Genomic DNA, 20,760 nt, shown 5'->3' on the forward strand with positions numbered 1-20,760 from the left:
CGCGCCTCATAGCAGCGTCCACGTATAGCTGAGGATCAGACGGTTCTCGTCGATATCGCTGCGGTAATTGGAGCGCGCCATCACGTTGCGCACGCGAATCCCGAGGCCTTTGAGGCTGCCGCTCTGCAACACATAGCCAAGATCGAGATCACGCTCGCGGTCCTTGCCCTCGAACCCTTGCCCGGTATCGACATTGTTGCCAGTGATGTAGCGCACGGTGCTGGTCAGCCCCGGAATGCCGAGGGCCGCGAAATCGTAGTCGTAACGCGCCTGCCAGGAGCGCTCGTCGGTGTAGGCAAACTCGTAGGTCGGCACTTCATTGCCCAGCGGTGAGATGTTGGCAAAGACGCGCGGGAAGGCGCTGTCGCCGAACATGCCCTGATAGCCGACATAGAACGTGTGCCCGCCGCGCTTGGCCGACAGCAAGGAGAAGAACGCCTGGTTGTCGATGTTGCCCAGCAGCTTCTTGCCGTCTTCGCGCGAATCGTAATAGCCGAGGTTGACGCCCAGGGTCCAGTTACCCAACGGCTGGCTGTGCTTGAGGCCGAGAAAGCGCTGGTTGTAGATATCTTCCAGTTGCCCGAACCAGGCACTGACCGAGCTGCGTTTATCGTTGAAAGCGTAATCGGCGCCGGCAAAGTTGAAGCCATCACTGCTGACCTGTCGTTGCGGCACATGGCCGAGCATGGCTTGCATTTTTTCGTCGCCAGCCTCGTTGCGCAGGCTGGTCGAATTCAAGTGCCCCCCTTGCACCGTCAAGCCATTGACCTCGTTCGAGCTGATGCTCGCGCCCTGATAGCTGGGCGGCAGCAAGCGGATATCACTGAAGGCCAGTACCGGCAGATTGGGTTGCAGCTCACCCACCTTCAATTCGGTTTTGGAGAAACGTACCTTCAACGCGCCCTCCAATCGGCTGTAATCATTCGCGGCACGACCGTTATCCTGCACCGGCAGCAATCCGGTATTGACCCGGTCCGGGCTGCTGTCGAGTTTGAGGCCGAGCAGGCCAATGACATCCACACCAAAACCGACGGGGCCCTGGGTATAACCGGATTTGACGTTGAGGATGAAGCCCTGCGCCCACTCTTCGGCCTTCGATTGCTGGTTGGCCCCGACGATGTCGGAGAAGTCCCGGCTGAAGTAGTAGTTGCGCGCTTGCAAGGTCGCCGTGGTGTCTTCGATGAAGCCGCCCTCGGCCGCCATCGCACCGCCAGAGAAACTCGAGACGACAGCCATGGACAACGCTGAACCGGTTGTTGGAAAAATCTGTTTCATCGTTTCTTCTCTTATTTTTATTGATCGACAGGTTGAAGTGCTTCAGCCGCAGCGGATTCGCGGCGGGGAACGGGACGCCGGGCGTTTAACAACAGGTGCGTGACCATGCCGAAAATCAGCCCCCAAAAAGCGGCGGACAAACCCAACAACGACATGCCCGATGCGGTGGTCAGAAAGGTCACCAACGCGGCTTCGCGATCACTCGGCACGGCCATTGCGCCGGCCAAAGCCCCGGCAATCGCGGCGAACAGCGCCAGCCCGGCCAGGGCCGCGATCAGTTCTTCGGGGAATGCCGAAAACAGTGAAACGAGGGTGGCGCCGAAGATCCCCAGCACCAGGTAGCACAGCCCGCCCACAACCCCGGCCACATAGCGTTTGCCGGGATCTTCATGGGCCTCGCGCCCGGTACAAATCGCTGCGGTGATTGCCGCCAGATTCAGCCCGTGACAACCGAACGGTGCCAGCAGCGCTGTGCCCAACGCACTGCTGGCGATGATCGGGCCGGCCGGCGTGGCGTAACCACTGGCGCGCAGCACCGTCATGCCGGGGACAAACTGGCCGGTCAGCGCCACCATCACCAGCGGCAAGGCGATATTCAGCGTCGCGCTCAGGCTGAACGTGGGGGTGATCCATACCGGCGTGGCCAAACCGATCACCAGCGCTTCGCTGTGCAAATCACCGGAAAGAAAAGCCATCGAGCAGCCCACCAGCAGCACCATCACCACCGCATAACGCGGCATCAGCCGTTTGCAGATCAGGTACGTGGCAAACATCGCCAGCACCAGCAACGGTTTGCCCTGCAACGACACAAACAACCCGGTGCCGAAGCTGAACAAAACCCCCGCCAGCATCGCCGCCGCAATGGCTGCGGGCAGCTTGCCGATGATCCGGTCAAAGGCACCCGACACCCCGACCAGGAAAATAATCAGGCTGCTGACCAGATAAGCACCCACCGCCTCCGACATGGAGATCCCCGGCAACAGCGCCACTAGCAACGCCGAGCCCGGCGCCGACCACGCGATGATCACCGGGACGCGGTAACGCAGGCTCAGACCGATGCCAAGCACGGCGCTGCCGATCGAAATCGCCCAGACCCAGGACGACAACACCTCCCGCGAGAGATGCGCCGCCTCGGCCGCCTGAAAGATGATCACCAACGGCCCGGCGTAGGAAATCACCGTGGCGATGAAACCGGCGACGGCCGCTGACAGGGAAAAGTCCTGGAATAACCTTTTCATGAAGCCTCGCCGACAGCCCCGTCAGGCGATTCGTGCAAACCCGGTAACGTTTGCCGGGCACTGCGCCGGCTGCTGATGGCGAACACCGTCATGGCAATCGCGGCCACCGCACCGGGCAAGGCAAAGGCCATGAAGTTCAGTTGCAGCGGCAGGCTGATCCCGAGTAACGCACCGCCCAGCAGCGGTCCGACGATGGCGCCGTTGCGCCCGATGCCCGAGGCCCAGCCCAGACCGGTGGAGCGAATGGTCATGGAGTAAAACTGCGCGGCGCAGGCGTACAACAGAATCTGCGAGCCAATGGTGGTGGCGCCGGCAATGGCGATCAGCAGGTACAACAGCGGCATCGGGCTGTTGAACCCCAGCAACGTGATCGACACAGCAGCCATGGCGAAGAACACCGCCAACACCCGCGGCAGGTTGAGTTTGTCCCCCAGCACACCGCCGCCGACTGCGCCGAAAATGGCACCGAAGTTCAGCACCAGCAGGAACGACAAACTCGAGCCCAGGCTGTAACCGGCGTTGGCCATCAGTTTTGGCAGCCAGGAACTCAAGGCGTAGACCATCAGCAGGCAGCAGAAGAACGCCAGCCACAGCATCAGCGTGCGCAGCGCACGACCCTCGCGGAACAATTGCAGGACCGGGGTGCCGGTGCCCTTCACTTCGCTCATGTGCAACAGATCGCTCGCGTGGGCGACGTAAGCCGGATCAATCCGTTCCAGAATGTGGCGCGCCTCTTCATTGCGCCCCTGACGCAGCATGAAACCCACCGACTCGGGCAGGAAGTACATGATCAGCGGCAACAACAGCAACGGCAGCACCGCTACGTAAAACACCGACTGCCAGCCAAAACTGGGGATCAGCACGATGCCAAGCCCCGCCGAGAGCATGCCGCCCACCGAGTAGCCGCTGAACATGATCGCCACCAGCGTGCTGCGGATTTTCTTCGGCGCGTACTCGTTCATCAGCGCCACGACATTGGGCATCACCCCACCAATGCCCAGGCCAGCAATGAACCGGCAAATGCCAAACTCGGTGGGGTTACGGGCAAAACCATTGAGCACGGTGAAACCGCTGAACAGCATCACGCAGATCGTGATGGCTTTTTTGCGACCGATCTTGTCCGACAGCGGACCGAAAAACAGCGCGCCAAACATCATGCCGAACAGTGCGTAACTGCCCAGTGCGCCCGCTTGCAGGGGACTGAGCCCCCACTCTTTCATCAGCATCGGCAGCACCACGCCGTAGATCACCAAATCGTAACCGTCGAAGATGATGATCAGGGCACACCAGAACAGCACCATCCAGTGAAAGCGGTTGAATCGTGCGTTGTCGATAACCTCATGTACGTCAATCTTGCGCATGGCATTTATCTCTTGTTGTTGTTTTTTTAGAGCGTCGGTAACGCGGCGAACGTCCGTACAGCCGAGGGTAGAGGCGCCAGGCACGGCGCAATATCCGCTTTGCGCAGATCGCTATCCGTTTTGTGCGTTGCCCTGAACCGGGCGCGGGATGAGAATTGGCGCGGGCTTGGCGCGCCGCAGATCCGGCAGATCTGACCTTCTCCGATAAACTGACTTCTTTGCGATCGCATTTGAACGCTAAGCTTGGGCCTATGGATGACTCAGATTATTTACGCCTGCTGACCATCGCGGCCGAGCAAGCCAACGCGTTCTTGTCCAATGCCCGCAAATGGGAGCGTGAGCGTTGGGTCTGCCAACGCCTGCTGCAAGGCCTGAACATTCCCTATCGCGCCGACGAGTTCGCCCCCGCAGGGGAGCCGCCGGACGTGCTGTTTCGTGACGCCAGTTTCGAGGTGTTCTTCGTCCTCGACGAAGGCCGGCGCCTCAACGACGAATGGCGCGATGAGCTGCAACGCCGGCGCAGCGCGTTTTCCCTGAGCCAGCTCGTGCGTCGTGAAGCCAAGCCCCGGCGCATTCCGGCCAACGAGTTTCTGCTGAGACTGGCGCCGACCTTGCGTAAAAAAGCGCACAACTACAAAGAACGCGGCATGGACCTGGGGGAACTCGACATCATCGCGTTCGCCAGCCTCAAGCGTGAGGTGCTGGACCTCAACAGCCATTTTCCGCCACCGACCGAATACTTGCGTCAGGGCTGGCGTTCGTTGTCGCTGGTCGGCCCGACGTTCGCACGGGTGCTGTTCGCCCACCCGGACGCTCCGGACTTCCTGCGCAACAACCTGGGCCGCAGCATCGTCTTCGACGTCGGGATCAGCCTGTGAGCCCGTTGCAGGAATTAATCGCCGAAGTTCCGCAAAAGGGCCGCGTGCGCTGGATCGGCGTGCGCCCGGAACCCCATGTGCCGATGATCGAACTGGACGCCGTGGAGGCGCGACTTGAAGCCGGCCTGACCGGCGATCGAGCCCGCCCCGGTGTGCGTAATGCGCGGCAGGTGACGTTGATTCAATGGGAGCATCTGGCGGTGATCAGTTCGCTGATGGGCCGCGCGGACGATAAACCGGTCTTGCCTAATGATTTGCGGCGCAACCTTGTTATCAGCGGTATCAACCTGTTCAGCCTCAAGGGTCGTCGCTTCCGCATCGGCCAGGCGATTTTCGAAACTACCGGCTGGTGCCAGCCATGCGCACGCCTGCAAAACAACCTCGGCCCCGGGACGTTTCAGGCCGTTCGCGGACATGGCGGAATCACGGCCCGAGTGTTACAAGGTGGAATCATTCGCCTGGACGATACGGTGAGCGTCGAGCCTGTTCCAGCCAGCGGCTATGCTCCGTTCAACGTTCGTTAAATCAGCCTGTAGCTTCTACACATTCAGCAACGTCTACCTGACGAGGCCCAATATGACCAGCCGCCTGAACCCCGACGACCAGAAGCATGTCGAAGAGTACCTGCACCTGTCCCAGCACCGAGTCGAGCGCCGGCCTTTCCGGCCGTGGATGCTCCTGGTGGTGGTGTTGGCAGTGACCATTGGTTTAGGCCTGTTGAGCCGATTTATCAGTTACCTGACGCTATGAGCTGCTTCGCGCTCGCTCGGTTGACTGCACCGATTTCTTTTAGCCTTGCGAGATATCCCTATGACTCATCGTATTGTCATCGTTGGCGGCGGCGCCGGCGGTCTGGAGTTGGCTACCCGTCTGGGTAAGACTCTGGGCAAACGTGGCACGGCCAGTGTGATGCTGGTCGACGCGAACCTGACCCACATCTGGAAGCCGTTGTTGCACGAAGTGGCAGCCGGGTCGCTGAACTCTTCCGAAGACGAACTCAACTATGTTGCCCAAGCGAAATGGAACCACTTCGAGTTCCAGCTGGGGCGCATGAGCGGGCTCGATCGCGCACAGAAGAAAATCCAGCTGGCCGCCACCTATGACGAAGCCGGCCTGGAACTGGTCCCGGCGCGTGAAGTGGCTTACGACTCGCTGGTGATTGCCGTCGGCAGCACCACCAACGATTTCGGCACTCAGGGCGCGGCGCAGCATTGCCTGTTCCTCGACACCCGCAAACAGGCCGAGCGTTTCCATCAGCAATTGCTCAATCACTACCTGCGCGCCCATGCCGGACAGACCGACAAGGTCGAGCAGATCAGCGTCGCCATCGTCGGCGCGGGTGCCACCGGGGTTGAGCTGGCCGCTGAACTGCACAACGCCGCGCATGAGCTGGCGGCCTATGGTCTTGACCGGATCAAACCGGAAAACATGCACATCACCCTGATCGAAGCCGGCCCCCGGGTGCTGCCAGCCCTGCCGGAACGCATCGGCGGGCCTGTGCATAAAACCCTGGAGAAACTCGGGGTCAACGTCATGACCAACTCGGCGGTCAGCGAAGTGACCGCCGACAGTTTGATCACCGCCGACGGAAAAGTGATCAACGCGAGCCTGAAAGTCTGGGCCGCCGGCATTCGTGCGCCGGGTTTCCTCAAGGACATCGATGGCCTGGAAACCAACCGCATCAACCAACTGCAAGTGCTGCCGACCCTGCAAACCACCCGCGACGAAAACATCTTCGCCTTCGGTGACTGCGCGGCGTGCCCGCAACCGGGCACCGATCGCAACGTGCCGCCGCGCGCGCAGGCAGCGCATCAGCAGGCTTCGTTGCTGGCCAAATCGCTGAAACTGCGGATCGAAGGCAAGGCCTTGCCGGAATACAAATACACCGACTACGGCTCGCTGATCTCGCTGTCGCGTTTTTCGGCTGTGGGTAACTTGATGGGCAACCTGACCGGCAGCGTGATGCTGGAGGGTTGGCTGGCGCGGATGTTTTACGTGTCGCTGTATCGCATGCACCAGATGGCGCTGTATGGCGCGTTTCGCACGGCGATGCTGATGCTGGGCAGCAAGATCGGGCGGGGTACCGAGCCGCGGCTGAAGCTGCACTAAAATCGCATCCCCTGTGGGAGCGAGCCTGCTCGCGATAGCGTCAGTACAGTCGACATTAATGTCGCCTGACACACCGCCATCGCGAGCAGCCTCGCTCCCACAGGTTATATGTTGACCATGAAATCCGAGTCCGACACATAACCTGTGGGAGCGTGGCTTGCCCGCGATGCAGGCGCCTCGGTCTTCACTTCTGTGTCTCACTGTATCTCCCGCCACGAATTCTCCCCTTCGCTTACAAACTCCCCCCTTGCGCGACACAGTAGCGATACACCCCGCCCTTTAAATGGCCACATCCGAGCAAGGCAACTCGCCCGCTACGGTTATCGCCGCACTCACGTGGCGTCCTTTATCGAACGGTTGTGTCGTGCAACCCAGGAGTATTGAAATGTCCCGTACTACCAAAAACACTATTGGTCTGCTCGGCGCTGTTCTGGCGGGTGGCATGATGTTGTCCGGTTCCGTATTCGCTTCGCAGCCATTGACTCAGGGCTACCTGCTGGCCTCGGCTGAACAAGTGGTGAAAACCCCTGAAGGCAAGTGTGGCGAAGGCAAGTGTGGCGATGCGTCGATGGCGAAAACCGATACCGATGGCGACGGCAAAGTCTCCCGCGCCGAATTCCAGAAAGTCGCGCCGAAGTCCAACTTCGACAAGATCGACACCAACCATGACGGCTTCATCGATGAGCAAGAGGCTTACGACAACGTGAAAGCCAACTTCGAAGCCAACGGCAAAAAAATGCCAAAAGGCCTGTTCGAGCACCTGAAAGACCAAGACGGCGCCTAAGCCTTCAAGAACAAAACCGCGCTTTTCCTTCGGGAGGCGCGGTTTTTTTCGTCTGGCGGATTTACACCTGGAAGCGCTGCACCATGGTGCGCAACGAATTGGCCAGCTGCGAAAGTTCATGGCTGGAGGCGCTGGTCTGATCAGCACCGGCAGCGGAGCGCACCGACAGGTCGCGGATGTTCACCAGGTTGCGATCAACTTCCCGCGCCACTTGCGCCTGTTCTTCAGCCGCGCTGGCGATCACCAGGTTTCGTTCGTGAATCTGGTGGACCGACGCCGTGATGGTCTGCAACGCCTCGCCCGCACGCTCGGCCAGGGCCAAGGTGCTGGCTGCGCGGGTCGAGCTCGCCTGCATGGACTCCAGCGCCTGGGTTGAGCCACTGCGCATGCCCTGCACCATTTGCTCGATTTCCTGGGTCGATTGCTGCGTGCGATACGCCAGCGCACGTACTTCGTCGGCCACCACCGCAAAACCTCGACCGCTTTCCCCGGCCCGCGCTGCTTCGATGGCCGCGTTGAGCGCCAGCAGGTTGGTTTGCTCGGCAATCGCCCGAATCACATCCAGCACCTTGCCGATGTCCTGCGACTGGTTGGCCAGGGATTGCACCAACCCGCCGGTAATCTGCACATCGCTGGCGAGTGCGCCGATGGCGGTGACCGTTTCGCTGACGCGATCCTGGCCAACGTGTGCGGACTCACTGGACTGGCGCGTGGCGTCGGAGGTCGACACCGCGTTGCGCGCAACCTCCTCCACTGCGGTGGTCATTTCAGTGACGGCGGTGGCGGCTTGTTCGATTTCGTTGTTCTGTTGTTGCAGGTTCTGCGTGCTGTCGAGCGTGACCGCGTTCAGCTCATCCGCTGCCGTGGCCAATTGCGCCGCCGACCCGCTGATACCTTGCAGGGTTTCCCGCAGGTTCTGCTGCATAGTCGCGAGGGCCTTGAGCAAGCGGCTGACTTCGTCGTTGCCATGGGTTTCGATGGGGCGAGTCAGATCGCCTCGGGCTACGTTTTCTGCGGCGTGCAAGGCTTCGCCCAGGGGTTTGACGATGCTGCGCGTGAGCAACATAGCAAGGCCAACGGTGGCCAGCGCTGCCAATGCGATGAACAGGCTGACGATCATTCTCGATGTTTCGTAGTGGGCTTCGGATTTCTGGCTTTCGGCGGCGACCTGCTTGGCGAACAGGTCCGCCAGGTCATTGAGCTGTTTACCGGAGCCATCGACCACGGTTTTCATGTCTATCAGCAGCAGCTTGGTCAGTTCGTCACGGCGTCCCTGTTCGGCCAGGGAGAACGATTGGGAGATGCCGGCGCGATACGCAGCGAAGGTGGTTTTGAACTGGTCATACAACGCCTTGCCTTCGACGGTGTTGACCAACTGGTCGTAGGCTGCAATCTTTTCGCTCAGCTCTTTGTCGCGGGTGTCCATCTGGCCGCGATACACAGGAATGTTCTTCGGGTCCTGGTCGAGGGCCATGCGCAGGGAAATGGTGCGGATGCGCAGCATGATCTCGCGGATCTCGTCACCGCCGCGGATACTCGGCAGCCATTGTTTCTCCACGGCCACCTCGCTGTCGCGAATGCTCGACATCTGCCCCAGAGCGAAAATCCCGAGCAAGGCGACCAACACAGCAATCAGGGCAAACCCCAAGGCGGCCCGAGGAGCAATATTCAACTGACGAAGTAACATAACGAACGCCCTATTCTTGTAGTGGCCTGGAAAAGGGGCGTTGTTTCGGCAGTACCCCGTCGCCTCGTTATCGGCAAGTTGTACGATGACTGAAGTGTTATTTTCGAAGACAAAAAATCGAAGACAAAAAAATCCCCGTATCTTTCGATACGAGGATTTTTAATATGGTCGGGGTAAGGGGATTCGAACTCCTGACATCCTGCTCCCAAAGCAGGCGCGCTACCGGACTGCGCTATACCCCGGTAAAAAAAAGGCGACCTTCACAAGTCGCCTTCTTCGATCAGTGCTTTTGGCCTCTGATCTTAAGATCTGATCCCAGCGTTAACTGGTTTCAAAAATGGTGGGTCGTGTGGGATTCGAACCTACGACCAATTGGTTAAAAGCCAACTGCTCTACCAACTGAGCTAACGACCCAAAAATGGTCGGGGTAAGGGGATTCGAACTCCTGACATCCTGCTCCCAAAGCAGGCGCGCTACCGGACTGCGCTATACCCCGGTTTGAAATTGGCTCCGTGACCAGGACTCGAACCTGGGACCCAATGATTAACAGTCATTTGCTCTACCGACTGAGCTATCACGGAACTACATATTTCAATTTACAACTGTGAAGCTTGCTTCACCTCTTCGACCCGTTCGCATCGCTGCGTTCGTGTGTCTGAGGCGCGCTATTCTACAATCTTAAGCACCTCTGTCAACCCCTTAAATTGCATTCAAGTTAATGATTTGCAACTTATTTCAGATTTCTGCTTGGGGAGCAGAAACCCTTCCGGGTGACTTACTGCGGGGCGCACTTTACAAGCCTTTTCCTTTCAGTTCAACAACCTGAAGAAAAAAAGGCCTCGCGATGCGAGGCCTTGTTTATTTCACTGCAGTTGCGGGTCAGGCAAATACGATTTCGTCGTTTTCCACCGTGCCGACAGCCGTGTCGCCGGGCATGAAACGACCGGACAGAATCAGCTGCGCCAGCGGGTTCTCGATCCAGCGCTGAATCGCTCGTTTGAGCGGCCGTGCGCCGTACACCGGGTCGTAACCCACCGCGATCAGCTTGTCCATGGCCTCTGGGCTGAGCTCCAGTTTCAGCTCGCGCTCAGTCAGGCGACTGCGCAGACGACCCAACTGGATCTCGGTAATGCCCGCGATCTGATCCCGCGCCAATGGCTCGAAGATCACCACTTCGTCGACCCGGTTGATGAACTCCGGCCGGAAGTGCGTGGAAATCGCATCCATCACCGCCGCTCGTTGCGCCTCGCGATCACCGACCAGTTCCTGGATCTGCACCGAGCCCAGGTTGGAGGTCATGACGATCACGGTGTTCTTGAAATCCACCGTACGGCCATGGCTGTCGGTCAAGCGACCATCTTCCAGCACTTGCAGCAAGATGTTGAACACATCCGGGTGGGCCTTCTCGACCTCGTCCAGGAGGATCACCGAGTAAGGCTTGCGACGCACCGCCTCGGTCAGGTAACCGCCCTCTTCATAGCCCACGTAGCCTGGTGGCGCGCCGATCAGTCGGGCCACGGAATGTTTCTCCATGAACTCGGACATGTCGATCCGTACCATTGCCTCTTCGGTATCAAAGAGGAATTCGGCCAGCGCCTTGCACAGCTCGGTTTTACCGACACCGGTCGGGCCGAGGAACATGAACGAACCGCTCGGGCGATTCGGGTCGGACAACCCGGCCCGGGAACGCCGCACCGCGTTGGAAACCGCGATCACCGCTTCGTCCTGGCCGATCACGCGTTGGTGTAACAGGCTTTCCATCTTCATCAGCTTGTCGCGCTCGCCTTCGAGCATTTTCGACACAGGAATGCCGGTCCACTTCGAGACGACTTCGGCGATTTCTTCCTCAGTCACCTTGCTGCGCAGTAACTGGTTCTCGCTTTTGCCGTGCTGATCGACCATTTGCAGGCTGCGTTCCAGATCCGGGATGACCCCGTATTGCAACTCGGCCATGCGGTTCAGGTCGCCTTTACGGCGTGCGGCTTCCAGTTCCTGACGGGACTGTTCGATTTTCTGCTGGATCTGCGCAGAACCCTGGACTTCGGCTTTTTCCGAGTTCCAGATTTCTTCGAGGTCCGAGTATTCACGCTCAAGACGAACGATTTCTTCCTGGAGTTTTTCCAGGCGTTTGATCGCAGCTTCGTCGCTTTCTTTCTTCAGCGCCTGGGATTCCACCTTCAGCTGAATCAGACGGCGCTCCAGACGATCCAGCACTTCCGGCTTGGAGTCGATTTCCATGCGGATACGGCTGGCCGCTTCGTCGATCAGGTCGATGGCCTTGTCCGGCAATTGACGGTCTGTGATGTAGCGATGGCTGAGCTTGGCCGCGGCGATGATGGCGCCGTCGGTGATCGCCACTTTGTGGTGAACCTCATAACGCTCTTTGAGGCCACGCAGAATCGCGATGGTGTCTTCTTCGCTCGGCTCGTCCACCAGGACTTTCTGGAAGCGACGTTCGAGGGCCGCATCCTTCTCTATATATTGGCGGTACTCGTTGAGCGTAGTCGCGCCAACGCAGTGCAGCTCGCCGCGAGCCAACGCAGGTTTGAGCATGTTGCCCGCATCCATCGAGCCTTCGCCTTTACCAGCGCCGACCATGGTGTGCAGTTCGTCGATGAACAGAATGATCTGCCCTTCCTGCTTCGACAGCTCATTGAGCAGCGACTTCAAGCGCTCTTCGAACTCACCGCGGTACTTGGCACCGGCAATCAGCGACCCCATGTCCAGGGACAACAGGCGCTTGCCCTTGAGACCATCCGGCACTTCACCGTTGATGATGCGCTGGGCCAAGCCTTCGGCAATGGCGGTTTTACCTACGCCAGGTTCACCGATCAGCACCGGGTTATTCTTGGTGCGGCGTTGCAGGACCTGAATGGTTCGGCGAATTTCGTCGTCACGGCCGATCACCGGATCGAGCTTGCCTTCTTCGGCACGCTTGGTCAGGTCGACGGTGTATTTATCCAGCGCCTGGCGCGACTCTTCGTGGTTGGCGTCGTTGACGGCCTCACCACCGCGCAGGTTGTTGATGGCGTTTTCCAGGGCTTTTTTGCTGACACCCTGGCCGAGCAGCAATTTACCGAGCTTGCTGTTCTCGTCCATCGCGGCGAGCAGCACCAATTCGCTGGAGATGAACTGATCGCCCTTCTGCTGGGCCAGGCGATCGGCCTGGTTGAGCAGGCGCGCCAAGTCCTGCGACATGTTCACGTCGCCGGTCGGGTTCTGGATTTTCGGTAGCTGGTCGAGCTCTTTGGTCAGCTCTTTACGCAAGCTGTTGACGTCGAAACCGACCTGCATCAACAGGGGTTTGATCGAACCACTCTGCTGTTCAAGCATGGCCTGCATCAAGTGCGCCGGCTCAATGCCGGGGTGGTCAAGGCCGACGGCCAGCGATTGGGCGTCGGATAGAGCTAACTGCAATTTGCTGGTTAAACGATCTATACGCATGGGTCACCTTCCTTTTGAGCAGGCCGGACCTATAAAACATCCTGAATGAAGAAACCTGCCAGATACCGTTATAGATGCGGTCGATTCTGGGAGTTTCAAGCGTCGATCAGTTGATGCAGATCAGAGAAGTCTAGCTTTCAAGCCAGATCAGGGAGGCAAACCGACCGGTGCGAGGACTGCGGCGGTAAGAAAAGAAGCGAGGATCGGTCACGGTGCAGAAACCGCCACCATAAACAGCGGTGACACCGCGAGCGGCCAGACGTAGACGCGCCAGCTCGTAGATATCAGCCATGAACTTGCCGGCATTTGCACTTGGCACAAAGGCTTTGGCCGCTTCGGGCAGTTGCTCGACGAAGGTCTCGCGCACTTCGGGGCCGACTTCAAAGGCTTGCGGGCCAATGGCCGGGCCGAGCCACACCAGCACTTCTTCTGGCGGCACATCGAGACTGTCGAGGGTGGCTTCGAGTACACCCGCCGCCAATCCACGCCATCCGGCATGGGCCGCCGCAACGCGAGTACCGGCACGGTCGCAAAACAAGGCTGGCAGGCAATCGGCGGTCATTGCCGCGCAGGCAATCCCGGGGGTTGCCGTCCAGCTGGCGTCAGCGGTGACGACCAGGCTTGGGTCAGCATGAGCCACGGCAATGCCGTGAACCTGCTTTAACCAGGCTGGTTGCATAGAGAAGTGATCGGTGAGGCGACGGCGGTTTTCGGCAACAGCTTCGGGGCTGTCGTCGACGTGATCGCCGAGGTTGAGGCTGTCGAACGGCGCCAGACTGACGCCGCCCGCACGGGTGGTCACACAGGCTTTCACCCCGGCAGGCGCAGGCCAGTCGGGAATCAGCCAGTCACTCATCCGATGAACGCCTCACGGTCTTGCTTGAGCAGGGTCAGCAACCAGACGAAGTCGTCCGGCAGCGGCGATTCCCAGCTCATGCGTTTACCGGTGGTCGGATGATCCAGCTCCAGGAACCGCGCATGCAGCGCCTGACGCGGGAACGCCTTCAACGATTCGACCATGGTCACACTGGCTGCCGGCGGAATGCGGAAGCGACCGCCGTAGGCAGGATCTCCGACCAGCGGGTAGTTGATGTGAGCCATGTGCACACGAATCTGGTGCGTACGACCGGTTTCCAGCTTCACCCGCACGTGAGTGTGGGAGCGGAAACGCTCGAGCACGCGGTAATGGCTGACGGCTTGCTTGCCACCTTCCATCACAGCCATGCGCTGGCGTTGCTGGCCGTGACGACCGATCGGCGCGTTGATCTTGCCGCCGGCAGTCACCACACCGATCACGATGCATTCGTAGATCCGGCTTACGCTGCGGCTCTGCAATTGCGTGACAAGCTGTGTCTGCGCCTGAATGGTCTTGGCCACCACCATCAGACCGGTGGTGTCCTTGTCCAGGCGATGCACGATACCGGCGCGGGGCACATTGATAATGTCCGGCACGTGGTGCAGCAAGGCGTTGAGCAAGGTGCCATCCGCGTGACCGGCGGCAGGATGCACCACCAGGCCCGCAGGTTTGTTGATCACCAGGATGTCGTCGTCTTCATAGACGATGTCCAGCTCGATGTCTTGAGCGATCCATTCGCCCTGAGCTTCCTGCTCGGCAGTCAGCTCAAGAATGGCGCCACCATGAACGATGTCTCGCGGGCGGATAACCGCCCCATCCACAGTCAGGCGGCCGTCTTTGATCCAGGCGGAAAGGCGCGAGCGCGAGTGCTCAGCGAATAATTGTGCGGCGACTTGATCGAGGCGTTGGCCGCCCAATTCGGACGGCACCTCTGCGCGAAGTTCAATTTTATCGGACATGCTCAGACTAGGCGTCGGCACAGCCTTTGGTTTCGGCTGCGCGCTTGTGGTTAAATACGGCGTCTTTTGCCCCGAGGCTATTCAACGGGGCGCTCATCATAACAGGACGGCCCCGCCCAAGACAGCGGCCGTCATAGGGACGCAAGCCGCCATGCAAGTGAAACACCTGCTGCTGATCGCCATCCTCGCATTGACCGCTGCTTGCTCATCGAAGGAAGTCGTAGACGAAAACCTGAGCGAAGTCGAGCTGTACCAGCAGGCTCAGCACGATCTGGACAACAATAGCTACACCGCCGCCACAGCCAAGCTGAAGGCGCTGGAGTCGCGTTATCCGTTCGGTCGCTACGCCGATCAGGCTCAACTCGAGCTCATCTACGCCAACTACAAGAACACCGAGCCTGAAGCTGCCAAGTCTGCTGCCGAGCGTTTCATTCGTTTGCACCCACAGCATCCGAACGTGGACTACGCGTATTACCTCAAGGGTCTGACCTCCTTCGACCAGGACGTCGGCCTGCTGTCGCGCTTCCTGCCGTTGGACATGACCAAGCGTGACCCGGGTGCTGCCCGCGACTCGTACAACGAGTTCGCCCAGCTGACCAGCCGCTTCCCGAACAGCCGCTACTCGCCGGACGCCAAGCAGCGCATGATCTACCTGCGCAACCTGCTGGCGGCCTACGAGATTCACGTTGCCGACTACTACCTGACCCGTCAGGCCTATGTCGCCGCCGCGAACCGTGGTCGTTACGTGGTGGAAAACTTCCAGGAAACCCCTTCGGTCGGTGACGGCCTGGCGGTGATGACCGAAGCCTACCAGCGTCTGCACCTGGACGACCTGGCAGCCACCAGCCTCGAAACCCTGAAGCTCAACTACCCGAACCACCCAACCCTGGTGGACGGTCAGTTCAAGCCTTCGGTCGACGAAGCCGACAACCGTTCGTGGCTGAGCAAGGCTACTTTGGGCCTGATCGAATCCCGTCCGCCGCTGCCGCCAGGCGAAACCCGCGCCAACCAGGACGTGCAGAAGCAATTCCAGGATGCCAAGGACGCGATTCCGAACGATCTCAAGCCTAAAGATGCAGATGGCGACGTGATCGAAGAAGAGGAACACGAAGCGGAAGGCAACAACAGCGACCGTTCGTGGTTCAGCTACATGACCTTCGGCGTGTTCGACTGACACATCGGGTTGTGCAAAAAGGGAGACTCTTGAGTCTCCCTTTTTTATTGCGCTGTGCGCGGGTCAGGTCCTTGGCTAAACTGCCTGATCATTAGCTAATAAAGCCGCTCACCATGCTTCGTTTATTGTTCTGGATTGCCCTGATTGCCGCTGCGGTTTGGTTCTGGCGCAAGTACAAGGCTTCGACTTCCGTTCCAAAATCCTCCGCCGAACTGGATGCGGCGCCCATGGTCCGCTGTGCTCATTGCGGCGTTCACCTGCCCCGCGACCGCGCGCTGAGCCTTCAACAACAGTGGTATTGCAGCCAGGCTCACCTTGAGCAAGGCCCAGGCTCAAGTGATCGCTGAGACGTCCAGTCCCGGCGGTAAACAGGCCCTGCGCCTGCTGCGCCTTTATCATCTCTACCGTTTAAGCGTCGGCATCACCCTGGTGCTGTTGATCTCCAGCAACATGGACAACCAGTTGCTGGCCTTCGCCAAGGACGACCTGCTGCGCAGTGGCAGCTGGTTGTACCTGGTGCTGAATATCTTGCTGGTGGTCTTCTGGGAGAACACCCGACGGCCGGCGCAGCTTTTCAGCCTCGCATTGATCGACGTCCTGCTGCTGTGCGGCCTGTTCTACGCTGCTGGCGGTGTGGCCAGCGCCATCGGCAACCTGCTGATCGTGTCCGTGGCCATCAGCAACACCTTGTTGCGCGGGCGTATCGGCCTGTTGATAGCGGCAGTCGCCGCCCTTGGCATCGTCGGCTTCAGTTTCCTCCTGAGCTTTAGTCACCCGATCAGTCCCAGCGATTACCTGCAAGTCGGCACCCTCGGCGCGCTGTGTTTTGCCGCGGCGTTACTGGTGCAAGGCCTGATCAGGCGCCTGGAAGTCAGCGAAAGCCTCGCCCAACAGCGGGCCAGTGAAGTGGTTGGCCTGGAAGCGCTCAACGCGTTGATCCTGCATCGCATGCGTACGGGCATTCTGGTGTTGGACGATCAGCGGCGGGTGCAACTGGCCAATCACAGCGCCTTGATTTTGCTGGGGCAGAAAAACCTCGACGGTCGGTTGATCGACGATTATTCGCCGACATTGGTCGAACGCCTTCAACTGTGGTTGAACAATCCGTCGCTGCGCCCGCAAAGCCTGAAAATCGCCAGCAGTGGCCTGGAACTGCAACCCAGCTTCATTACCCTGGACCAAAGCCCGAATCACCAGACTCTGGTGTTTCTCGAGGACCTGGCCCAGATCGCTCAACAAGCGCAGCAACTGAAACTCGCCGCACTCGGTCGACTGACGGCCGGTATCTCCCATGAAATCCGTAATCCACTGGGCGCCATTAGTCATGCCGCGCAGCTATTGCAGGAATCCGAGGAACTGAACGGCGCGGATCGGCGTCTGACCCAGATTATCCAAGACCACTCTCAACGAATGAATCGGGTTATCGAAAACGTCCTGCAACTGTCCCGCCGTCAGCAAACCGTGCCGCAACGGCTCGATCTGAAGCCGTGGCTGGAGCACTTCGTCGCAGAAACCCGCGAAGGGGCGACCGAGCGCCAGCAGATTCACCTGCGCATCGGCTCGGGGGACTTCAAAACCCTGATGGACCCCAATCAACTGACCCAGATTCTCGACAATCTGTTGCGCAATGCCTGGCGCCATAGCGCCCTGAATCACGACCTGGCACAGGTCTGGCTCGAGTTGTTTGTCGACCCCGACAGCCAGTTGGCGACCCTCGAAGTCCTGGACAACGGCCCCGGCGTGGCGCTGGACCAACAGACGCATTTATTCGAACCCTTCTTCACCACCAGTAGCCAGGGCACAGGCCTGGGGCTTTATCTGTCCCGTGAGCTGTGCGAAAGCAACCAGGCCCGCCTAGACTTCAAACCACGCCAAGGCGGCGGCTGCTTTCGCATCACTTTTGCTCACGGACGGAAACAAAGTTGAACATGAGCCCACGGCCAAAAGTCCTGATCGTCGACGACGAACCGGATATCCGCGAACTCCTGGAAATCACCCTGGGACGGATGAAACTCGATACCTACAGTGCCCGCAACCTTGGCGAAGCCCAGGCCTTGTTAACGCGGGAGACATTCGACTTGTGCCTGACCGACATGCGCCTGCCCGACGGCACCGGCCTTGAGCTGGTGCAGTACATCCAGCAGCGTTACCCCCAAGTGCCGGTGGCGATGATCACCGCTTATGGCAGCCTCGAAACGGCGATCAACGCCCTCAAGGCAGGCGCCTTCGACTTCCTGACCAAACCGGTCGACCTGACACGCCTGCGCGAACTGGTCACCAGCGCCCTGCGCTTGCCGGCACCGGGCGGCACCAGTACCGCCATTGATCGCCGGTTGTTGGGCGATTCACTGCCCATGCGCAACCTGCGCAAACACATCGACAAACTCGCTCGCAGCCAGGCGCCGGTGTACATCAGCGGCGAATCCGGCAGCGGCAAGGAATTGGTCGCCCGGCTAATTCACGAACAGAGTCCGCGAGCGAATCAGCCGTTCATCCCGGTCAACTGCGGGGCAATTCCCTCGGAATTGATGGAAAGCGAATTCTTCGGTCATCGCAAAGGCAGTTTCAGCGGCGCCATCGAAGACAAACCCGGGCTGTTTCAGGCGGCCCACGGCGGCACACTGTTTCTCGACGAAGTGGCTGATTTGCCATTGGCGATGCAGGTCAAACTGCTCCGGGCCATTCAGGAAAAAGCCGTTCGCAGCGTCGGTGGGCAGCAAGAAATGGTAGTCGATGTCCGCATCCTGTGCGCCACCCACAAAGACCTCGACGCTGAAGTCACCGCCGAACGCTTTCGCCAGGATTTGTACTACCGGTTGAACGTGATCGAGCTACGCGTTCCCCCTTTGCGCGAGCGCCGCGACGACATCGAACCGCTGGCCAGCCATGTACTCAAGCGTCTGGCAGCCGGTAGCGGACAACCCGCCGCAAAACTCCACCCGCTCGCCCTCGACGCGCTGAAAAGCTACCGTTTTCCGGGCAACGTGCGGGAACTGGAGAACGTGCTGGAACGGGCTTACACCCTGTGCGAGAACAAACAGATTGAGGCCAGCGACCTGCGGCTGGCCGAAGGGAACTGTACGGCAGAGAACGGCGTGGCGGACCTGACGCAAATCGACAACCTGGAAGACTATCTGGAAAACGTCGAACGCAAACTCATCCTCCAGGCGTTGGAGGAAACCCGCTGGAACCGCACGGCGGCGGCTCAGCGGTTGAATCTTTCGTTCAGATCGATGCGCTACAGGCTCAAGAAGTTGGGGCTGGATTGAGGGCCTCTTCGCGGGCAAGTCGGATCGCCGCACCGCTCGCTCCTACAGGGGTTGTGTCGTTCGCAAATGTATTGATCGACTCAAATCTGTAGGAGCGAGCGGTGCGGCGATCCGACTTGCCCGCGAAAGCGATCTGGCAGGCGATAAAAAATCGTGCAGTCAGATCCGCCCGGTCGGCGCATACGGCGCCGGATCAATAATCGGCGCCCTCCCCAGCATCACATCCACAAACAACTGACACGACGCTGGCGCCAGCACCAGCCCATTACGGTAATGCCCGCAATTGAGCCAAAGCCCGTCGAACCCCGGCACTCGGCCAATATAGGGAATCCCCTCCGGCGAACCCGGGCGCAATCCGGCCCAATGCCCCACGACTTCGGCATCCGCCAGCGCAGGAATCAACTCCACCGCCGATGCCTTCAGACTCTCCAGCGCCGAGTCGGTCGGCGTCTTGTCGTAGCCTTCATGCTCCAGCGTACTGCCAATCAGAATGTGCCCGTCGCGTCGGGGAATCGCATATCGGCCCTTGGCCAGCACCATGCTCGGCAGGAAGTCCGCCTCGCACTTGTACAGAATCATCTGCCCTTTGACCGGCTCGACCGGCAGCTCCAGGTCCAGACTCTTGAGCAAGTCACCACTCCAGGCGCCCGCCGTCAGGACCACCTGATCAGCGAGAACAGGGCCCGCAGAGGTCTGCACGCCGACAATCGTATTGCCTTCACGAATGAACCCGCTGACTTCGCACTGCTCCCGGATCGTCACGTTCGGCAGCGCCAGCAACGCAGCCTTGAGGGATTTCACCAGCCGCGGATTGCGCACGTTGGCCACGTCGGCCATGTAGATCGCCCGGGAAAACCCGCCACCCAGCACGGGAACGGCGTCGTGTGCCGCCGAGATATCCACCGCCCGCAGCGGACGGTTTTCCCGATCGGCCCAGGCCAGCGCCTCGGCCTCGTCATCCAGATCCAGCCAGTACAGGCCGGTGGTGTGCACTTCAGGATCAACCCCGGTCGCTGCAAACAGTCGCTCACCGAGCTGTGGATAAAAATCCTGGGACCAATGCGCCAGCGCGGTGACTGCCGGGCTGTAGCGCCACGGATAGAGCGGCGAAACAATCCCGCCACCGGCCCATGACGATTCCTTGCCGACGTTCGAACGATCCAGCAACACAACACTTTGCACTTCGGACGCGAGATTGAATGCCGTCAGCAGCCCAATCACGCCGCCGCCGACAATCACCACTTGCTGTTGCCTGCTCATGTTCTGATCCAACCGATAAATAGACAGGGGGCGCAATAAGGCGCCCGAAAAAGGAACTCAGCGACCCCAGCAATCTTTGGTGGCAAGCCCCGACGTTGCATTGACCATGCTTCTGACGCCGGTGTTGGTGAGGGTGAAATCCCCACACTTGTCGGTGGCCATCGCAGTGCCGGTCTTGCGCGCGGCCGTCAGCAGGAAGGTCTGGTCGGTCAGGGTCGGGGTGATGGTGTAAAAGTCATTGCCGGCGCTCAGTCCGGTGGCAGCGGTATAGACATTGTTTTTCGAGTAGAACCGCTCAAGGATCTGCGCCTGCTCGGAAAGCAGCCCGGCCACTTCGGTGCGGCGGCCCTTTTTCACGTACTCGGTAAGGCTCGGGGCGGCAATGGTCATGACGATCCCGATGATCGCAATCACGATCATGATTTCGATCAGGGTGAAACCTCGGTTGGATCTGTGCATTCCTCAA

18 protein-coding genes and 4 tRNA genes are annotated in these 20,760 nt (G+C 59.7%); 9 read left to right on the forward strand and 13 right to left on the reverse strand.

Annotated features, from left to right (window positions below; genetic code table 11):
• Positions 1–6: 6 nt before the first annotated feature.
• From ACA070_RS26405 to ACA070_RS26415, 3 genes are read right to left on the reverse strand one after another with little or no spacing between them, the layout of a single operon-like run.
• Complete coding sequence (locus ACA070_RS26405; protein ID WP_497448938.1) at positions 7–1,275, reverse strand: OprD family porin; 1,269 nt, start codon at positions 1,273–1,275, stop codon at positions 7–9.
• 17 nt (positions 1,276–1,292) lie between these two features.
• Entirely contained in the window at positions 1,293–2,513 is a 1,221-nt protein-coding gene (locus tag ACA070_RS26410; protein ID WP_497448939.1) for a benzoate/H(+) symporter BenE family transporter, read from the reverse strand.
• Positions 2,510–3,874: an aromatic acid/H+ symport family MFS transporter gene (locus ACA070_RS26415; RefSeq protein WP_497448940.1), complete on the reverse strand. Its 1,365-nt coding sequence runs from the start codon at positions 3,872–3,874 to the stop codon at positions 2,510–2,512. The genes ACA070_RS26410 and ACA070_RS26415 overlap by 4 nt, the downstream gene beginning before the upstream one ends.
• Positions 3,875–4,125: 251 nt before the next feature.
• Between ACA070_RS26415 and ACA070_RS26420 the strand changes: the two genes are divergently transcribed.
• The 5 genes from ACA070_RS26420 (at position 4,126) to ACA070_RS26440 (ending at position 7,645) form a co-directional block, all read left to right on the forward strand.
• Positions 4,126–4,752, forward strand: coding sequence for a DUF1780 domain-containing protein (locus ACA070_RS26420; protein WP_109634930.1), 627 nt, complete (start codon positions 4,126–4,128; stop codon positions 4,750–4,752).
• Positions 4,749–5,276 carry an MOSC domain-containing protein gene (locus ACA070_RS26425; RefSeq protein WP_497448941.1) on the forward strand — a complete coding sequence of 176 codons (528 nt, stop codon included), beginning with the start codon at positions 4,749–4,751 and terminating at the stop codon, positions 5,274–5,276. Before ACA070_RS26420 ends, ACA070_RS26425 begins: the two co-directional genes overlap by 4 nt.
• A 52-nt stretch (positions 5,277–5,328) precedes the next feature.
• Positions 5,329–5,502 (forward strand): DUF3094 domain-containing protein, encoded by a 174-nt coding sequence (locus tag ACA070_RS26430; RefSeq protein ID WP_008028730.1) that lies wholly within the window; start codon positions 5,329–5,331, stop codon positions 5,500–5,502.
• Between the two features lie 60 nt (positions 5,503–5,562).
• Complete coding sequence (locus tag ACA070_RS26435; RefSeq protein WP_497448942.1) at positions 5,563–6,861, forward strand: NAD(P)/FAD-dependent oxidoreductase; 1,299 nt, start codon at positions 5,563–5,565, stop codon at positions 6,859–6,861.
• A 385-nt stretch (positions 6,862–7,246) separates the two neighbouring features.
• Positions 7,247–7,645 (forward strand): HvfA family oxazolone/thioamide-modified RiPP metallophore, encoded by a 399-nt coding sequence (locus tag ACA070_RS26440; protein WP_134422320.1) that lies wholly within the window; start codon positions 7,247–7,249, stop codon positions 7,643–7,645.
• A gap of 61 nt (positions 7,646–7,706) precedes the next feature.
• Here ACA070_RS26440 and ACA070_RS26445 read toward each other — a convergent pair whose 3' ends face one another.
• The 8 genes from ACA070_RS26445 to rluD all read right to left on the reverse strand — a co-directional run bounded on the left by ACA070_RS26445 (position 7,707) and on the right by rluD (position 14,591).
• Entirely contained in the window at positions 7,707–9,332 is a 1,626-nt protein-coding gene (locus tag ACA070_RS26445; protein WP_497448943.1) for a methyl-accepting chemotaxis protein, read from the reverse strand.
• Positions 9,333–9,497: 165 nt separating this feature from the next.
• Positions 9,498–9,574: transfer RNA gene (locus ACA070_RS26450), tRNA-Pro, on the reverse strand.
• A gap of 96 nt (positions 9,575–9,670) precedes the next feature.
• A tRNA-Lys gene (locus tag ACA070_RS26455) sits at positions 9,671–9,746 on the reverse strand.
• 5 nt (positions 9,747–9,751) lie between these two features.
• Positions 9,752–9,828, reverse strand: a tRNA-Pro gene (locus ACA070_RS26460).
• 9 nt (positions 9,829–9,837) lie between these two features.
• Positions 9,838–9,913 (reverse strand) — tRNA-Asn (locus tag ACA070_RS26465).
• A gap of 298 nt (positions 9,914–10,211) precedes the next feature.
• Positions 10,212–12,776 carry an ATP-dependent chaperone ClpB gene (gene clpB / locus ACA070_RS26470; protein WP_497448944.1) on the reverse strand — a complete coding sequence of 855 codons (2,565 nt, stop codon included), beginning with the start codon at positions 12,774–12,776 and terminating at the stop codon, positions 10,212–10,214.
• A 130-nt stretch (positions 12,777–12,906) separates the two neighbouring features.
• Positions 12,907–13,632, reverse strand: a complete 726-nt coding sequence (gene pgeF / locus ACA070_RS26475) for a peptidoglycan editing factor PgeF (protein WP_497448945.1) — start codon at positions 13,630–13,632, stop codon at positions 12,907–12,909.
• A complete protein-coding gene (gene rluD, locus ACA070_RS26480) occupies positions 13,629–14,591 on the reverse strand; it encodes a 23S rRNA pseudouridine(1911/1915/1917) synthase RluD (RefSeq protein ID WP_007942311.1) in 963 nt (320 codons plus the stop codon). Before rluD ends, pgeF begins: the two co-directional genes overlap by 4 nt.
• A gap of 151 nt (positions 14,592–14,742) precedes the next feature.
• Between rluD and ACA070_RS26485 the strand changes: the two genes are divergently transcribed.
• The 4 genes from ACA070_RS26485 (at position 14,743) to ACA070_RS26500 (ending at position 19,034) form a co-directional block, all read left to right on the forward strand.
• Positions 14,743–15,765 carry an outer membrane protein assembly factor BamD gene (locus tag ACA070_RS26485; protein WP_497448946.1) on the forward strand — a complete coding sequence of 341 codons (1,023 nt, stop codon included), beginning with the start codon at positions 14,743–14,745 and terminating at the stop codon, positions 15,763–15,765.
• 113 nt (positions 15,766–15,878) lie between these two features.
• The gene (locus tag ACA070_RS26490) at positions 15,879–16,112 is read left to right on the forward strand and encodes a PP0621 family protein (protein WP_497448947.1); all 234 of its coding nucleotides are present in this window, start codon (positions 15,879–15,881) and stop codon (positions 16,110–16,112) included.
• Positions 16,102–17,691 (forward strand): sensor histidine kinase, encoded by a 1,590-nt coding sequence (locus ACA070_RS26495; protein ID WP_497452026.1) that lies wholly within the window; start codon positions 16,102–16,104, stop codon positions 17,689–17,691. Before ACA070_RS26490 ends, ACA070_RS26495 begins: the two co-directional genes overlap by 11 nt.
• A gap of 2 nt (positions 17,692–17,693) precedes the next feature.
• Positions 17,694–19,034, forward strand: a complete 1,341-nt coding sequence (locus tag ACA070_RS26500; RefSeq protein WP_497448948.1) for a sigma-54-dependent transcriptional regulator — start codon at positions 17,694–17,696, stop codon at positions 19,032–19,034.
• A gap of 159 nt (positions 19,035–19,193) precedes the next feature.
• Here the strand turns inward: ACA070_RS26500 and thiO are convergent, their stop codons facing one another.
• Both thiO and ACA070_RS26510 read right to left on the reverse strand, forming a co-directional pair.
• Complete coding sequence (gene thiO, locus ACA070_RS26505; protein ID WP_497448949.1) at positions 19,194–20,294, reverse strand: glycine oxidase ThiO; 1,101 nt, start codon at positions 20,292–20,294, stop codon at positions 19,194–19,196.
• A gap of 57 nt (positions 20,295–20,351) precedes the next feature.
• Positions 20,352–20,753 carry a type IV pilin protein gene (locus ACA070_RS26510; RefSeq protein ID WP_497448950.1) on the reverse strand — a complete coding sequence of 134 codons (402 nt, stop codon included), beginning with the start codon at positions 20,751–20,753 and terminating at the stop codon, positions 20,352–20,354.
• Positions 20,754–20,760 lie beyond the last annotated feature (7 nt).

The organism is Pseudomonas sp. LBUM1678, from assembly GCF_059695575.1.

What these genes read in the sequence shown, in the direction of transcription:
- ACA070_RS26405 (WP_497448938.1), bottom strand. Translation starts at nt 1,275, where the DNA reads ATGAAACAGATTTTTCCAACAACCGGTTCAGCGTTGTCCATGGCTGTC.
- ACA070_RS26410 (WP_497448939.1), bottom strand. Translation starts at nt 2,513, where the DNA reads ATGAAAAGGTTATTCCAGGACTTTTCCCTGTCAGCGGCCGTCGCCGGT.
- ACA070_RS26415 (WP_497448940.1), bottom strand. Translation starts at nt 3,874, where the DNA reads ATGCGCAAGATTGACGTACATGAGGTTATCGACAACGCACGATTCAAC.
- ACA070_RS26420 (WP_109634930.1), top strand. Translation starts at nt 4,126, where the DNA reads ATGGATGACTCAGATTATTTACGCCTGCTGACCATCGCGGCCGAGCAA.
- ACA070_RS26430 (WP_008028730.1), top strand. Translation starts at nt 5,329, where the DNA reads ATGACCAGCCGCCTGAACCCCGACGACCAGAAGCATGTCGAAGAGTAC.
- ACA070_RS26435 (WP_497448942.1), top strand. Translation starts at nt 5,563, where the DNA reads ATGACTCATCGTATTGTCATCGTTGGCGGCGGCGCCGGCGGTCTGGAG.
- ACA070_RS26440 (WP_134422320.1), top strand. Translation starts at nt 7,247, where the DNA reads ATGTCCCGTACTACCAAAAACACTATTGGTCTGCTCGGCGCTGTTCTG.
- ACA070_RS26445 (WP_497448943.1), bottom strand. Translation starts at nt 9,332, where the DNA reads ATGTTACTTCGTCAGTTGAATATTGCTCCTCGGGCCGCCTTGGGGTTT.
- clpB (WP_497448944.1), bottom strand. Translation starts at nt 12,776, where the DNA reads ATGCGTATAGATCGTTTAACCAGCAAATTGCAGTTAGCTCTATCCGAC.
- pgeF (WP_497448945.1), bottom strand. Translation starts at nt 13,632, where the DNA reads ATGAGTGACTGGCTGATTCCCGACTGGCCTGCGCCTGCCGGGGTGAAA.
- rluD (WP_007942311.1), bottom strand. Translation starts at nt 14,591, where the DNA reads ATGTCCGATAAAATTGAACTTCGCGCAGAGGTGCCGTCCGAATTGGGC.
- ACA070_RS26485 (WP_497448946.1), top strand. Translation starts at nt 14,743, where the DNA reads ATGCAAGTGAAACACCTGCTGCTGATCGCCATCCTCGCATTGACCGCT.
- ACA070_RS26490 (WP_497448947.1), top strand. Translation starts at nt 15,879, where the DNA reads ATGCTTCGTTTATTGTTCTGGATTGCCCTGATTGCCGCTGCGGTTTGG.
- ACA070_RS26500 (WP_497448948.1), top strand. Translation starts at nt 17,694, where the DNA reads ATGAGCCCACGGCCAAAAGTCCTGATCGTCGACGACGAACCGGATATC.
- thiO (WP_497448949.1), bottom strand. Translation starts at nt 20,294, where the DNA reads ATGAGCAGGCAACAGCAAGTGGTGATTGTCGGCGGCGGCGTGATTGGG.
- ACA070_RS26510 (WP_497448950.1), bottom strand. Translation starts at nt 20,753, where the DNA reads ATGCACAGATCCAACCGAGGTTTCACCCTGATCGAAATCATGATCGTG.